Raw genomic sequence first — 13,946 nt, 5'->3', positions numbered from 1 at the left:
GCGTCGTCACCACCGCCCCTTCCCCCGTACCTCTCCGAAAGGCACAACGCCGCCATGATGCTCCGCAATGCCGCTGGGCGCCGCGCCGTCGCGACCGCCGCCACCGCCGTCTCCCTCGCGCTCGCCCTCACCGCCTGTTCCGGCACCACGAAGGACAGCAAGGACACCGGTGGCGAGAAGGCCGCCGGCTCCGCGAAGGCCGACCCGAGCGCACCGTTGAAGAAGGGCCTGAAGATCGCCTTCCTGCCCAAGCAGATCAACAACCCGTACGAGAAGATCGTCGACGAGGCGGGCATCGCCGCGGCGAAGGAGTACGGCGGCACGGGCAAGGAGGTCGGCCCGTCCGACGCCAGCGCCTCCTCGCAGGTCAGTTACATCAACACCCTGATCCAGCAGCGCCAGGACGCCATCCTCGTCGCGGCGAACGACCCCAACGCGGTGTGCGGCCCGCTCAAGCAGGCCATGAAGAAGGACATCAAGGTCGTCGCGTACGACTCCGACACGGCGAAGGACTGCCGTCAGCTCTTCATCAACCAGGCCAGCTCCGAGGAGATCGGCCGCAGCCTGGTCCAGCACCTCGGCGAGCAGCTGAACTACAAGGGCAAGGTCGCGATCCTCTCGGCCACCCAGAACGCGACCAACCAGAACACCTGGATCGAGTTCATGAAGGAGGAGCTCAAGCTCCCCAAGTACAAGGGCATGGAGCTCGTCAAGGTCGCGTACGGCGACGACGCGGACCAGAAGTCGTTCCAGCAGACGCAGGGCCTCATGCAGGCCTACCCCGACCTCAAGGGCATCATCTCGCCCACGACGGTCGGCATCGCCGCCGCGGCACGCTACCTGAGCGACTCCTCGTACAAGGGGAAGGTCGTCCTCAACGGCCTGGGGACGCCGAACCAGATGCGCAAGTACGTCAAGGACGGCACCGTCGAGCAGTTCTCGCTGTGGAACCCGGAGGAGCTCGGCTACCTCGGCTCGTACGCCGCCGCCGCCCTGGCGTCGGGTCAGATCACCGGCGCGGAGGGCGAGAAGTTCAAGGCGGGCAAGCTCGGCGAGTACACGATCGGCAAGGACGGCGAGGTCATCCTCGGCGAGCCCACGGTCTTCGACTCGAAGAACATCGACGAGTTCGACTTCTGAGCGCGGGAGCCCTCTTCATGCAGCGAGTCTGTTTTCTGCTGAAGGTCCGCGAGGACCGCAAGGACGAGTACCGCGAGCGGCACGCCGCGGTGTGGCCGGAGATGCTCGCCGCGCTGTCGGAGGCCGGCTGGCACAACTACTCGCTCTTCCTGCGCGAGGACGGTCTCCTCGTCGGCTACCTGGAGACGGAGGACTTCGACGCGGCACGTGAGGCGATGGCCGCGACCGAGGTCAACGCCCGGTGGCAGCGGGAGATGGCGGAGTTCTTCGAGCAGCCCGAGGCGCCGGACGAGGCGATGGCCCCGCTGACGGAGGTCTTCCACCTCGCCTAGGGTCTGCCCGGTCAGGGCCGGGGCTCCTCGTCAGGGGGGTCCCGGCCCCGGCATGCCGGCAGCGGCCAGCAACTGTACGGGCGCCACCGCCTGTACGCCCGCTCTCCGGAGGTCCGGACTACAGGACGGTCCGGACTGCAGGACAGCCACCACGAGCAGGACGAAGGCGGCGAGCGAGAGCGCGGTCCGGGCCTGGTGGAGGCTGTTCCACCGGGACTCGAACGCGGTGCGCGCCGCGCTGTCGTCGCCGCCCTCCGCCCCGGCGAGAGCCGTGTTCAGCGGGATGTTGCCGGCGATCGTGATCAGGTGGCCGACGACGGCGCAGAGGAGCGCGCCGAGGACCGTCGGCCAGTGGGACGTCCCCGCGATGAGCACGGCGGCCGGGAAGACGATCACCCCGGCGAAGAGGACGAGGAAGGACGGTCCGGGCACCTTCTCGTTGAAGCGGCGCATCGCTGAGGTGAACTGATCGTCCGGCAGGGCCGCGAGGCCGGGCATGATCGCGATCAGGAACGTCAGCATGAAGCCGGCATAGAGGCCGGCTGTGAGCACGGCGGCCAGCATGAGCACGAAGGACATGCGGCTCATGATGACGCGGGCGCGGGGCTCGTACAGGGTTTTCCGCACGTCCGTACGAGCCGCGCGGCGCGCAGCCTCCGTGTGAGCCGGAGGCGGGGCCCGCACCTCCGTGCGGGCCCCGTCTCCCGGTCAGCCGAGCTCGCCCTCCCCGTCGCCGGCCGGCTTCTCCTCGTCGCCGCTCCTCATCCCTTCGGCCTGTTCGATCGCCGTCGCCAGCTTCGCCACCGAGCTGTCCTCGGTGCTGTCCGCCAACTTGCCCGCCCGGGTGGCGAGTTCGGCAAGCGTGGGGGTGCCGGGCAGGTCGCCGCCGCGCAGCACGTCCGCGAAGTACGCGGCCACCGCCGTCACCTGGAGCCGAGGGTTGTCACCGCCCCAGAGCCTGTCGTCGATCGCGCCGGTCCCCACCGAACCGGTCTCCTCGTACGCCTTCCGCGTCTTCGGGTCCAGCCAGCGCACCGTCGCCGTCGCCACGTGCCCGGAGGCACCGTCGCGCAGGCGTACGGCGTAGAGCGCCGTCACGGTGTGGCCGGGGCCGACCTCGCCGCCGTCGACGCTGTCGTCGCGGAAGTCCTCGTCGGCGACCTTGCGGTTCTCGTAGCCGATGAGCTTGAACTGCTTGACGGTCTTGCGGTCGAAGGAAACCTGGGCCTTGGCGTCGCGGGCCCGCAGTTCGACATGGGCGGGCAGCTGGTCGACGAAGACCTTCCTGGCCTGGGTCTCGTCGCCGACGTAGGTGGTGTTGCCGTCGCCCTTGTTGGTGAGGCGTTCCATCAGCGCGTCGCCGTAGTCGCTGCCGACGCCGACGCCGAACAGGGTGATCCCGAATTCCTTGCGTGCGTCGCCGATCCGTTCCAGGATCGCGTCGGCGTCGGTCTCACCGGTGTTGGCGAGCGCGTCGGAGAGCAGGACGACGCGGTTGTTGGCACCCTTGCGGTGGCCCTTGACCGCCTCGTCGTAGCCCCGCTCGACGCCGGCTGCCACATTGGTGGAGTCCGCGGGTTCCAGCTCGTCGACGGCGTCCCGGATCTTGGTGCGGTTGCCGCCGAGCCGGGTCATCGCCAGCCGGGTCTCGGCCTCCCCGCTGAACGTGACCAGGGAGACGGAGTCGTCGTCGCGCAGCTCGTCGGTGAGGATGCCCAGCGACTTCTTCGCCAGGTCGAGACGGCCCGGTTCGGCCATCGATCCGGAGATGTCGACGACGAAGGTCAGTGCGGCGGGCGGGCGTTCCCCCGCGTCGGTGGCGGCCCCGGTCGCCAGGCCGACCCGTACGAGCGACCAGTCGGCGGCCCCGGCGCCGACCGCCGCGCCGTCGACGTTCACCGAGAAGCCGTTGCCCTTCGGCCGCTCGTAGCCCTGCCGGAAACTGTTGACGAACTCCTCCGGCCGCACGGTCTCCGACGCGGGCATCTTCCCGTCGCCGAGCAGACGGCGCGCGTAGCCGTAGCTGGCGGTGTCCACGTCCAGGGCGAAGGTCGACAGGTAGTCGGGCGGCGCGACCTCCCGCGTATCGCCGTCCTCCTTGCTCTGCGCACCGTCCTCCTGCTGCTCCGGTGCGGCGGACGGCGCCGCGGGCGCGGGCTGCACGCCGCGCGGTCCGCCGCTGCCACTGGTCTTGTCCGCGGCGGACTCGTTGCCCGATCCGCCGCAGCCGGTCAGCAGCATCCCGCCCGCCAGCAGCAGAACCAGCGCACCCTGATGAGTCCTTGTCAGGCGTTGCATCCGTACCCCCCACGTCGTCGACATCTGTGAATGTGACGTACGGGGCGCCTGTCAGGATCGGACGAATGTGTTGCGGATCCGTCTCGATGCGGCAACAGCGTGCGACGGCGGGGCGGAACGTCAAGGTCAGGACACGATGTCCTTACGACTGAACCCCCGGAACGCGAACGCGAACAGAATCAGGGCATACGTCACCGAGATGGCTGCGCCCTTCGCCATTCCGCTCCATTCAAGATCGGGCTGGAGGGCGTCGGCCCAGGCGAACTGCCAGTGCGCGGGCAGGAAGTCCCGCCAGGAGCCGAGCGCGGTGACGGCGTCCAGGACGTTGCCGACGATGGTCAGGCCGACCGCGCCGCCGACCGCGCCGAGCGGGGCGTCGGTCTTGGTCGACAGCCAGAACGCCAGTCCCGCGGTGACGAGTTGGGACACGAAGATGAACCCGACGACGAGTGCGAGGCGCGGCACGGTGTCGGCGGTGCCGAGCGCTCCGCCGGTGGGCAGCTGGAGCGGACCCCAGCCGTACGCGGCGGCTCCCGCGGCCAGTGCGACGACCGGCAGCAGCACCATCGCCGCCAGGCTGAAGCCGAGCGCCACGACGAGCTTGCTCCACAGCAGCCGGGAGCGGGGTACGGGTGCCGCCAGCAGGTAGCGCAGCGAGGACCAGCTCGCCTCGGAGGCGACGGTGTCGCCGCAGAACAGCGCCACCGGCACCACCAGCAGGAAGCCGGCGGAGACGAACAGGCAGGTCGCGGCGAAGTTCGCCGCGGACTCGGTGGCGACGTCCATGAGGTTGATCCGCGAGCCGCCCCCGCCGCCGCCCCCTTCGCCGCCCGGGGTGCCGCCGATCGCGAAGGCGATGATCAGGATGAACGGCAGGGCGGCCAGCACCCCGCCCATGAGCAGGGTGCGGCGCCTGCGGAGCTGCCGCATCGCTTCGACGCGCAGGGGCAGGGTGCGGCGGGCGTGGTAGCCGGGGGCTTCGGCGTGGCCCCGGACTTCGGTGGCGGAGCTCATGCGGATCCTCCGGAGATGAGGGTGAGGAACGCGTCCTCCAGGCGGCGGTGCGGCCCGACACCCGTCACCGGTACGTCGAGACGGACCAGGTCGGCGACCAGCCGGTCCGCTGTGGTGCCGTCGAGGCGGACCAGCAGTCCGTGGCCGTCGCCCACGCGGACGGCGGAGCCGATGCCTGGCAAAGCTGCCACCTTGTCCACGAGGGGTTCCGTGACCTCGTCCGCGGTGGTGACGAGCAGCATGTCCCCCGAGCCGGTGATCTCGGCGACGGGGCCCGCCTGGACGAGCCGGCCCCGGTCCATGACCACGAGGTGGGTGCAGGACTGTTCGACCTCGGACAGGAGGTGGCTGGAGACGATGACGGTGCGGCCCCCGGCCGCGTACCGGATCATCACGTCCCGCATCTCGCGGATCTGGGGCGGGTCGAGGCCGTTGGTCGGTTCGTCGAGGATGAGCAGGTCCGGCATGCCGAGCATGGCCTGGGCGATGGCCAGCCGCTGCCTCATGCCCTGCGAGTAGGTGCGCACGGCACGGGCCAGGGCGTCGCCGAGTCCGGCGATCTCCAGGGCGTCGTCGATGTGCGAGTCCTCGGCGGGCCGTCCGGTGGCCTGCCAGTACAGCTCGAGGTTGGCGCGGCCCGACAGGTGCGGCAGGAAGCCGGCGCCCTCGACGAAGGAGCCGACCCGTGACAGCACGGGGGCGCCGGGCCGGATGGCGTGCCCGAAGACCCGGATCTCTCCGGCGTCGGGGGTGATGAGCCCCATCAGCATGCGCAGCGTGGTGGTCTTGCCGGCGCCGTTCGGTCCGAGGAGGCCGAGCACCTGGCCCTTCTCGACCTGGAAGCCGAGGTCGCGTACGGCGTACCGGTCCGAGGACTTGGCGTACTTCTTGGACAGGTCCGTGATCCGCAGCGGTACGTCCTCGAGTGCCGGGTCGGGTGCGGGGGTCGCGGTGCGCCTGCGTGCGGTGAGCAGGAGTACGGCGGCGATCACCACGGCCGCGGCGGGGAGCCCCCACGTCCACCAGGGCAGGGTGGCCGCCGCGGTCCTGACGGCGGGCGCGGTGGGGACGGTCAGGGGCCCGTCGAGGGAGACGGTGTACGTGGCCGGCTCGGCGGGTGACGCGTAGCCGAGGTCGGTCGCGGAGAGGACGAGGCGGAGCCGGTGCCCGGAGTCCACTTCGTGGTCGATGGCGGGCAGGGCCAGTTCGACGGGCTTCCCCTGCTCCTCGGGGGCGATCCGGTAGGGCGCGACGAGCTGGGAGGGCAGCACCTGCTGCTTCCCGTCCGGTGAGACGTCGTACACCTTGCCGAACAGCACGGCGTCGCCCCGGTCCGCCTTCACGTTCACGCGGACCGTGGGTGAGCCGGTGACGCGGAGGGACTTGTCCAGTGGGGCGGAGTCGAAGCGCGCGTACTGCCCGGGGAAGTCTAGGGAGAGGCCGACGCCGAGGGAGGACAGCTGGGAGAGCCCGCCGCCGATGCCGGGAAGGGCCGAGACGGAGGGCGGGTTGGCCCCCGCGGGGTTACGGAACGTCTGGGTCCGCCGCTCGCCGCCGAGTGCGATCTGCTCGCCGCCGCTGACCAGGCCCGGGTAGGTGTCGCCGTCCGCGCCGCGCTTGAGGGCCGCCCCGTCGGTGGAGTCGATTCCTCCGGTGCGGGTGACGCGGAAGGCGGGGCCGGTGTCGGCGCCCTTGTCGTCCTTCAGGTACCGGTCGAACCACGCGCCGATCCTGTTCTGGACGCGGTCGCCCTCCATGTCGCCGCCGTCGTGTCCGCCCGCGATCCAGTCGACGGAGACGGGGGCGCCGTTCTTGCTGATGGCCCTGGCCATGGCGTCGGCCTGGCCGAGCGGGAAGAGGGAGTCGCTCTGGCCCTGCACGATGAGTGCGGGCACGTCGATGCGGTCGGCCACGGCGACGGGGGAACGTTCCGTCAGGAGCTCACGCGCGGCCGCGTCCGGTGTGCCGCTGACGGCGACCCGCTCGTACATGTCGCACAGCTGCTTCTCGAACTTCTGGCAGCCGCCGCCGGTGGTGACGAAGATCCCGGCCCAGAGCTTCTTGAACACTCCGTCGGGGAAGAGGGCGTCGGCCAGGTTCCAGTAGGTGATCATCGGGGCGATGGCGTCGACCCGCTTGTCGTAGCCGGCGGCGAGGAGCGACACCGCGCCCCCGTACGAGGCGCCGGTGACCCCGACCCGCGGGTCGCCCTTGGCGTCGAGCTCCACCTCGGGCCTGCCCGCCAGCCAGTCGATGAGCCCCGAGACGTCCTTGACCTCGCCGTCGGGGGCGTTGAGCGTGATCTCCCCGCTGGTCCTCCCGAACCCGCGGGCCGACCAGGTCATCACGGCGTACCCGTCGGCGGCCAGCTTCTCGGCCTGGGCGCGCACATCGTTCTTGCTGCCGCCGAAGCCGTGCCCGATGAGGACGGCGGGCCTGCGCTGCGAACCACCGGTCGTGAAGTACGAGGTGTCGACGGACACCCCGTTCATCCGCATCATCCGGTCCTCGCGGTGCACGGACGGCACACTGTCGTCGGCAACGGCGGTCCAGGTACCGGCACCCGCGAGGACGGCCAGCACGGCGAGCACCGCGGCCCACCGGCCTCGGGTACGGGGCAGCAGCCGCCACCGGGAAGTCGGTTTCTCCATGACTCGACCCTAAAGGGCGCGCGCCGGGCCCCGAGGTGCCGCCAGGGTGAGGTACCCCGCATCCCTGAGAGGTACAGCAGGACCGCCCCGTACTCCGTACGTGGTACATCACCGTCACGAAGGGCACGTCCATGGACATCCGCCGCGCCACCACCACCGCGGAGCTCCTCGCGGCCTCGCACCTGTACGACGGTCCCGCGACCCCGAAGTGGGCGTCCCGCTTCCTGGCGGCGGGCGGGCACCTGATGCTGATCGCGTACGTGGACGGGGCACCGGCGGGGTTCGTCTCCGGCGTCGAGATGCTGCACCCGGACAAGGGCTCGGAGATGTGCCTGTACGAACTCGCGGTGGACGAGGCCCACCGCCGCCGCGGCATCGGCCGGGCGCTGACGGACGCCCTGGCGGCCGAGGCCCGGGAGCGCGGCTGCTACGGGATGTGGGTGGGCGTGGACCGCGACAACGAGGCCGCTCTTGCCACCTACGGCTCGGCGGGGGCGGTCGACGACGGTGTGTTCGCCATGCTGGCGTGGGAGTTCGACGGTCCGCGCTGAAAGCGGTCCGCGCGGAGACCGGGAACCGGCTGGGCGCCGCCGGGGCTGTAGGGCAGCTCCCGGGGCAGCAGCGCGGTCGCCGCGTCGTCCTGTCCCGCCCGCACCAGCCCGTGGATCTCCCGGGCGAGCGGCGTGACGTCCCGGATGGAGACCGTCCACTCGTCGGCGTAGCGGCGCGACGCCTCACCGGAGAGGCCGAGCTGGAGGGAGCGGTACGGGAGCCGGTCGAGGTGGAGGTCCCGTTCGGGGTCCCACTGGACCCGGGCCGGGGCGCGGCGCAGGTTGCGGCGCCAGGTGGCGTGGTCGGGGTGAACGCCCTCGACGTAGTGGGAGAGTTCGGCTCCGTCGAGGGCCTGGTCGAAGCCCTCGCGGGCGATCTCGACGGCCAGGACCGTCTCCTGGTCCTGCTTCGTGGCCCAGCCGCAGCGGTACATCATCCACAGGAAGCTCGGCTTGATCCAGGTCATGCGGTCGCGCTTCCAGACGGCGGGGAAGCGTCCGTCGCGGGCGGCCGGGAGGCCGATGGAGGGCGGGTACGCCTGGTAGACGGTCACTGTGGTGGCGGTGTGCTGTGCGCGGATCTCGTGCTGAGGAACCGGCAGTTCGCGGTCGGGCGCGGATGCGGTCATGGCGCCATCCCAGCACCCCGCACGCCGGGCGGGCCAGCGGATTTCCCCGACTGCCCTGTCATGTACGGCTGCTGACATCTGTCATACGGAGGTCAGGACGCCGGGCCCTGCCGCGCACCGTGCCCCGGCGGCCAGAGTGTGGGTGTCGGGAGCGGGCGTCGAAACCGCCCCGGTCCCGAGTCCGTACCCCTGGAAGGAACCCCGTCATGACCACCACGGCCACCGTTCCCGCCCCTGCTCCTGTCGCCGCGGGCCCCCGCAAGGCGCTGCTGGCGGGCTTCGCGCCGCTGGTCCTGGACGCCGGGGCGCCGATCGCCGCGTACTACCTGCTGAGGGCGGCGGGGATGGGAACCCTGGGGGCGCTGGCGGTCAGCAGTGTGCTGCCCGCGGGACGCATCGTGTGGGGGTGGGTGCGGGACCGCAGGATCAATGCCCTGGCGGGTCTGATCCTCGCGGTGAGCGTGGTGGGGCTGCTGCTCAGCACGGTGACCGGGGACGCGCGGCTGATGCTGGCCAAGGACAGCGGGGTGAGCAGCACGATCGGGCTCGTGGTCCTGGTGTCGGCGCTGCGGGGACGCCCGTTGATGTCCTCGGTCCTGGGGCCGTGGCTGACCCGGGGGCGGGCGGACCGCGATGCCGCCCGGGAGCGGTTGTCGGCAGGGTCGGACCGATTCCGGCGGGCCGAGCGGCGGTTCTCGGTGCTGTGGGGTGCGGCGCTGCTGGCCGAGTGCGTGGTGCGGGTGGTGGGTGCCTACACGGTGCCGGTGGACACGATGGTCTGGCTCGGTGCGGTGATCGTGTCGGTGACGATCACGCTGACGTTCATCGTCTCCGGCCCGCTGGCGGTCGTCCCGATGGTGCGGATGATCGAGGAGGAGACCCGCAAGGGCGTCTGACCCGACGCCTCCGCCCCCGCCCGGTGCGTCCGGGCGGGGGCGGAGGCGGTGCGTGGGTGTGTCAGTGGTTGCGGGGGAAGCCGAGGTCCACGCCGGACGGGGCGTCGGCCGGGTCGGGCCAGCGGGTGGTGACGACCTTGCCGCGGGTGTAGAAGTGCACGCCGTCGTTGCCGTAGATGTGGTGGTCCCCGAAGAGGGAGTCCTTCCAGCCGCCGAAGGAGTGGTAGCCCACCGGCACCGGGATCGGGACGTTGACGCCGACCATGCCGGCCTCGATCTCCAGCTGGAAGCGGCGGGCCGCGCCGCCGTCGCGGGTGAAGATCGCGGTGCCGTTGCCGAACGGCGAGGCGTTCATGAGGGCGACACCCTCTTCGTACGTGTCGACGCGCAGGACGCACAGGACCGGGCCGAAGATCTCGTCCCGGTAGGCGTCGGAGTCCGTGGAGACGTGGTCGAGGAGGGACAGGCCGATCCAGTGGCCGTCCTCGAAGCCCTCGACCGTGTGGCCCGTGCCGTCGAGGACGACGTCGGCGCCCTGGGCGGCGGCGCCGGTGACGTAGCCGGCGACCTTGTCGCGGTGGGCGGCGGTGATCAGCGGGCCCATCTCGGACGTGGGGTCGTTGCCCGGGCCGATCTTGATCTTTTCGGCGCGCTCCTTGATCCGGGCCACCAGGTCGTCGGCGACGGAACTCACGGCGACGACGGCGGAGATGGCCATGCAGCGCTCGCCGGCGGAGCCGTACGCGGCCGACACGGCGGCGTCGGCCGCGGCGTCCAGGTCTGCGTCCGGGAGGACCAGCATGTGGTTCTTCGCGCCGCCGAGCGCCTGGACGCGCTTGCCGTTCGCGGAGGCCGTGGCGTGGATGTAGCGGGCGATCGGGGTGGAGCCGACGAAGGAGACGGCAGCGACGTCGGGGTGGGCCAGGAGGCCGTCGACGGCGACCTTGTCACCGTGCAGGACGTTCAGGACGCCGTCGGGCAGGCCCGCCTCGGCGGCCAGTTCGGCCAGCAGGTTGGCGGCCGAGGGGTCCTTCTCGCTGGGCTTGAGGACGAAGGTGTTGCCGCAGGCGATGGCCAGCGGGAACATCCACATCGGCACCATGGCCGGGAAGTTGAACGGGGTGATGCCCGCGACGACGCCGATCGACTGGCGGATCGAGGAGACGTCGACCCGGCTGGAGACCTGGGTGGACAGCTCGCCCTTGAGCTGGGTCGTGATGCCGCAGGCCAGCTCGACGATCTCCAGGCCGCGCGCGACCTCGCCGAGCGCGTCGGAGTGGACCTTGCCGTGCTCGGCCGTGATCAGCGCGGCGATGTCGTCGCGGTGGGCGTCCAGCAGGGCCCGGTAGCGGAAGAGGACGGCGGTGCGGGCCGCGAGGGAGGACGTGCCCCAGGTCTCGTACGCGCTCTTCGCGGCGGCGACCGCGGCGTCGACCTCCTCGGCCGAGGCGAGTGCGACCTGGGTCGTGACGGCGCCGGTCGCCGGGTCGGTGACCGGCCCGTAGTTGCCCGACGTGCCCTCGACGGTCTTGCCACCGATCCAGTGGTTGACGGTCTTCATGACGGGGTCTCCTTCAGAGGTGTCGGCGTCGGGCAGCGGTCTGCCGGTCGTACTCCTTGCGTGCCTCCACCGCCGACGGGCGGGTCGCGGTCTCGGCCACAGGAACATCCCACCACGCCTGTGCGGGAGGGGGCCCCGACACTGTGTCTGGCGTTTCGGTCTCGACGTAGACACAAGTGGGACGGTCCGCGCCGCGTGCCTCGGCGAGGGCGTGACGCAGGTCCTTCACGGAGTTCGCGCGCAGCACGCGCATGCCGAGCGAGGCCGCGTTGGCCGCGAGGTCGACGGGGAGCGGGGTGCCGGTGAAGCCGCCGTCCGCGGCGCGGTGCCGGTAGGCCGTACCGAAGCGTTCGCCGCCGACGGACTCGGAGAGGCCGCCGATGGACGCGTACCCGTGGTTCTGCAGGATGACGAGCTTGATGGGCAGGCCCTGCTGCACGGCGGTGACGATCTCGGTGGGGTTCATCAGATACGTACCGTCGCCGACCAGGGCCCAGACGGGGCGGCCGGGGGCGGCGAGCTGGACGCCGAGGGCTGCCGGGATCTCGTATCCCATGCAGGAGTAGCCGTACTCGACGTGGTACTGCTGCGGGGAGCGGGTCCGCCACAGCTTGTGGAGGTCGCCGGGGAGCGAGCCCGCCGCGTTGATCAGGATGTCGTCCTCGGTGACGAGGGCGTCGAGCAGTCCGAGCACCTGGGCCTGGGTGGGGCGGGCGTCCGGGTCGTCGGCGGTGAAGGCCACGTCGACGCGCTGTTCCCAGCGGTCCTTGGCGTCGGTGTACTCGGTCTCGTAGGCGGCGTCGACGTGGTAACCGCGTGCGGCGAGCGCGGCGCCGAGGGCTTCGAGGGAGGTCCGGGCGTCCGCGACGAGCGGGAGGGCGGCGAGCTTGTGGGCGTCGAAGCCGGTGATGTTGAGGTTGAGGAAGCGGACCGCCGGGTCGGCGAAGAGAGTGCCTGACGCGGTGGTGAAGTCCGTGTAGCGGGTGCCGATCCCGATCACGAGGTCCGCCTCGCGGGCCAGGTCGTCGGCGGTGGCGGTGCCGGTGTGGCCGATGCCGCCCACGTCGGCGGGGTGGTCGTGGCGCAGGGAGCCCTTGCCGGCCTGGGTGGAGGCGACGGGGATCCGGGTGGCCGCGGCGAAGGCGGCGAGGGTCTCCTGCGCCGCGCTGTGGTGGACGCCGCCGCCCGCGACGATCAGGGGGCGGCGCGCGGTGCGGACGGCCCGGACCGCCTGTTCGAGTTCGGCCAGGTCGGGGGCGGGCCTGCGCACGTGCCAGACGCGTTCGGCGAAGAACTCCGCCGGCCAGTCGTACGCCTCGGCCTGCACGTCCTGCGGCAGCGCGAGCGTGACGGCGCCGGTGTCCGCCGGGTCGGCGAGGGTCCGCATGGCCTGCAGGGCGGCCGGGATCAGCGCCTCGGGGCGGGTGATCCGGTCGAAGTAGCGGGAGACGGGGCGCAGGCAGTCGTTGACCGAGACATCGCCCGCGTGCGGCACTTCGAGCTGCTGCAGTACGGGGTCGGCGGGGCGGGTCGCGAAGGTGTCGCCGGGCAGCAGCAGGACCGGGAGGTGGTTGACGGTGGCGAGGGCGGCACCCGTGACGAGGTTGGTGGCGCCGGGGCCGATGGAGGTCGTGACGGCGTGCGCGGAGAGCCGGCCCGACTGGCGGGCGTATCCGACGGCGGCGTGCACCATGGCCTGTTCGCTGCGGCCCTGGAAGTAGGGCATCGCGGAGCCGGACTCGACGAGTGCCTGGCCGATGCCCGCGACGTTCCCATGGCCGAAGATGCCCCAGGTGGCGCTGATCAGCCGCTGGCGGCGGCCGTCACGCTCGGTGTACTGGCGGGCCAGGAAGGCGACGAGGGCCTGCGCGGTGGTGAGTCTGCGGGTGGCGTGCGACGTGGTCAACGGCTTGCCTCCGGGCCGGGAGTGCGTGGTGGGGTCACTGGACGGCCTCCGGACCGTGGAGCGGAAGCGCCGGGGTCACTGGACGGCCTCCGGACCGTGGAGCGGAAGCCGTGGGTCGACGGGCTGGGCCGGCCAGGTCTCGCGGATCCAGCTGTGGCCGGGGTGGTCGCGGATCAGCCACTCGCGCTGCTCCCCCGGGCCCGCCATCACGTTCAGGTAGTAGAGGGTGCGGCCGGGCGGGGCGATGGACGGGCCGTGCCAGCCGTCGGGAATGAGGACGGCGTCACCGGTGGCCACCTCGGCGAGGACGTCCGTACCGCCTGCGCGGGACGGCGACACCCGGTGGTAGCCGAGGCCGTCGTCCTCGACCTCGAAGTAGTAGATCTCCTCCAGCTCCGACTCGACACCGGGGTGGTGCTCGTCGTGCTTGTGGGGCGGGTACGAGGACCAGTTGCCGCCGGGGGTCAGGACCTCGACGGCGATGAGGCGGTCGCACTCGAACGTGTCCGCGGCGGCGAAGTTGTTGACCTGGCGCGAGCAGTTCCCGGCACCGCGGAGCTCGACCGGTACCTCCGGCGCGGGGCCGTAGCGAGCGGGGAGTCGTCGCTCGCACTTCGCTCCTGCCAGGGCGAAGCGGCCTCCTGCGCCGGAGGCGATCTGTGCGCGGGCGTCACGCGGTAGATAGGCGAAATCCGTCACCGAACTGAACACGCTTTCCCTGCCCGCGAGTTCGAATACATCATCCGCCGTGTGCACCGTACAGCCACCGGCCAACGGCAGAACGACCCACTCGCTCTCCCCGGTTACCAAGGTATGAACACCACCGGGCTCGAGCTCCAGTACACGCAGACTCGACCGGTCCCATCCGGCCCGCTTCGGGTCGATATGGAGGGCGTAGGGGCCGCTCGCGGCGTCGCCGGCCCGGAGGTGGTACCGCTGTTGCTCGTCGCGCGTCGTCATGCTCCATC

11 protein-coding genes and 1 pseudogene are annotated in these 13,946 nt (G+C 71.5%); 4 read left to right on the top strand and 8 right to left on the bottom strand.

The annotated features are described in order from the left end of the window. Window positions 1–54: 54 nt before the first annotated feature. Together rhaS and OG257_RS25100 are read left to right on the top strand one after the other, a co-directional pair. Window positions 55–1,140 (top strand): rhamnose ABC transporter substrate-binding protein, encoded by a 1,086-nt coding sequence (rhaS, locus tag OG257_RS25105; protein WP_329210956.1) that lies wholly within the window; start codon window positions 55–57, stop codon window positions 1,138–1,140. Window positions 1,141–1,157: 17 nt separating this feature from the next. Next, window positions 1,158–1,472 (top strand): L-rhamnose mutarotase, encoded by a 315-nt coding sequence (locus OG257_RS25100; RefSeq protein ID WP_329210954.1) that lies wholly within the window; start codon window positions 1,158–1,160, stop codon window positions 1,470–1,472. A gap of 141 nt (window positions 1,473–1,613) precedes the next feature. On the opposite strand, the pseudogene OG257_RS25095 reads toward OG257_RS25100, so the two are convergent. The 4 genes and pseudogenes from OG257_RS25095 to OG257_RS25080 form a co-directional block, all read right to left on the bottom strand. After that, window positions 1,614–2,051: pseudogene (locus OG257_RS25095) on the bottom strand (anthrone oxygenase family protein); the annotation flags it as partial. A gap of 129 nt (window positions 2,052–2,180) precedes the next feature. Continuing rightward, window positions 2,181–3,770 (bottom strand): vWA domain-containing protein, encoded by a 1,590-nt coding sequence (locus OG257_RS25090; RefSeq protein WP_329210952.1) that lies wholly within the window; start codon window positions 3,768–3,770, stop codon window positions 2,181–2,183. A 126-nt stretch (window positions 3,771–3,896) separates the two neighbouring features. Next, window positions 3,897–4,784 (bottom strand): ABC transporter permease, encoded by an 888-nt coding sequence (locus tag OG257_RS25085; RefSeq protein WP_329210950.1) that lies wholly within the window; start codon window positions 4,782–4,784, stop codon window positions 3,897–3,899. Beyond that, window positions 4,781–7,435: an alpha/beta fold hydrolase gene (locus OG257_RS25080; protein ID WP_329210949.1), complete on the bottom strand. Its 2,655-nt coding sequence runs from the start codon at window positions 7,433–7,435 to the stop codon at window positions 4,781–4,783. Before OG257_RS25080 ends, OG257_RS25085 begins: the two co-directional genes overlap by 4 nt. Window positions 7,436–7,566: 131 nt before the next feature. Here OG257_RS25080 and OG257_RS25075 point away from each other — a divergent pair, with 131 nt between their 5' ends. Next, complete coding sequence (locus OG257_RS25075; protein ID WP_329210947.1) at window positions 7,567–7,986, top strand: GNAT family N-acetyltransferase; 420 nt, start codon at window positions 7,567–7,569, stop codon at window positions 7,984–7,986. On the opposite strand, the gene OG257_RS25070 is transcribed toward OG257_RS25075, so the two are convergent. Next, window positions 7,914–8,615: a DUF4291 domain-containing protein gene (locus tag OG257_RS25070; protein ID WP_329210945.1), complete on the bottom strand. Its 702-nt coding sequence runs from the start codon at window positions 8,613–8,615 to the stop codon at window positions 7,914–7,916. The two genes, OG257_RS25075 and OG257_RS25070, sit on opposite strands and share 73 nt — an antisense overlap. Window positions 8,616–8,821: 206 nt before the next feature. Here OG257_RS25070 and OG257_RS25065 point away from each other — a divergent pair, with 206 nt between their 5' ends. Further along, window positions 8,822–9,511 carry a VC0807 family protein gene (locus OG257_RS25065; RefSeq protein WP_329210943.1) on the top strand — a complete coding sequence of 230 codons (690 nt, stop codon included), beginning with the start codon at window positions 8,822–8,824 and terminating at the stop codon, window positions 9,509–9,511. Window positions 9,512–9,572: 61 nt separating this feature from the next. On the opposite strand, the gene OG257_RS25060 is transcribed toward OG257_RS25065, so the two are convergent. The 3 genes from OG257_RS25060 to iolB all read right to left on the bottom strand — a co-directional run bounded on the left by OG257_RS25060 (window position 9,573) and on the right by iolB (window position 13,938). Further along, the gene (locus OG257_RS25060; RefSeq protein WP_329210941.1) at window positions 9,573–11,072 is read right to left on the bottom strand and encodes a CoA-acylating methylmalonate-semialdehyde dehydrogenase; all 1,500 of its coding nucleotides are present in this window, start codon (window positions 11,070–11,072) and stop codon (window positions 9,573–9,575) included. Between the two features lie 13 nt (window positions 11,073–11,085). Next, the gene (gene iolD / locus OG257_RS25055; RefSeq protein WP_329210939.1) at window positions 11,086–12,978 is read right to left on the bottom strand and encodes a 3D-(3,5/4)-trihydroxycyclohexane-1,2-dione acylhydrolase (decyclizing); all 1,893 of its coding nucleotides are present in this window, start codon (window positions 12,976–12,978) and stop codon (window positions 11,086–11,088) included. Window positions 12,979–13,053: 75 nt separating this feature from the next. After that, complete coding sequence (gene iolB / locus OG257_RS25050) at window positions 13,054–13,938, bottom strand: 5-deoxy-glucuronate isomerase (RefSeq protein ID WP_329210936.1); 885 nt, start codon at window positions 13,936–13,938, stop codon at window positions 13,054–13,056. Window positions 13,939–13,946 lie beyond the last annotated feature (8 nt).

This window comes from Streptomyces sp. NBC_00683, assembly GCF_036226745.1.
Classification (GTDB): domain Bacteria; phylum Actinomycetota; class Actinomycetes; order Streptomycetales; family Streptomycetaceae; genus Streptomyces.
The sequence above is the reverse complement of the archived record's forward strand: the minus strand, read 5'-3'. Positions and strand labels throughout refer to the sequence as shown.